The following is a 273-nucleotide window of genomic DNA, read 5'->3' on the forward strand; positions in this document are numbered from 1 at the left end:
GCTCTGAGGCCTTTTTTGGTGACTTTGACGGTGAAGAACGGTGATGACCTGGCTGAACGCTTTAAGCACCTTCATAGAGCCCAGCGCGAGCTATGGAAACGCCGGCAACGTGGTCGCGGCTCTGTGCTCGATGGTGGTGTGGGCGCTGTTTGGTCATACGAAGTGAAGCGGGGAGACAACTCGGGCCAGTGGCACCCGCACCTGCACATGATCGCCTTGGCCGAGGTCGAGCCCAGCCAGGAGCGCTTGTCGCGGGATTGGCACCAGATCACC

Annotated in this window: 1 protein-coding gene; it reads left to right on the top strand. The window is 60.4% G+C overall.

Annotated elements, in window-relative coordinates; all coding sequences use genetic code 11:
- The first annotated feature begins 43 nt into the window (after positions 1–43).
- A complete protein-coding gene (locus tag ABG80_RS23710; protein ID WP_268760932.1) occupies positions 44–166 on the top strand; it encodes a hypothetical protein in 123 nt (40 codons plus the stop codon).
- Positions 167–273: the final 107 nt, after the last annotated feature.

Source organism: Aquabacterium parvum (genome assembly GCF_001447195.1).
GTDB classification, from domain to species: domain Bacteria; phylum Pseudomonadota; class Gammaproteobacteria; order Burkholderiales; family Burkholderiaceae_C; genus Aquabacterium; species Aquabacterium parvum.

Excerpts from the sequence above, each read along its gene's own strand:
- ABG80_RS23710 (WP_268760932.1), top strand. The coding sequence starts at position 44 with ATGACCTGGCTGAACGCTTTAAGCACCTTCATAGAGCCCAGCGCGAGC.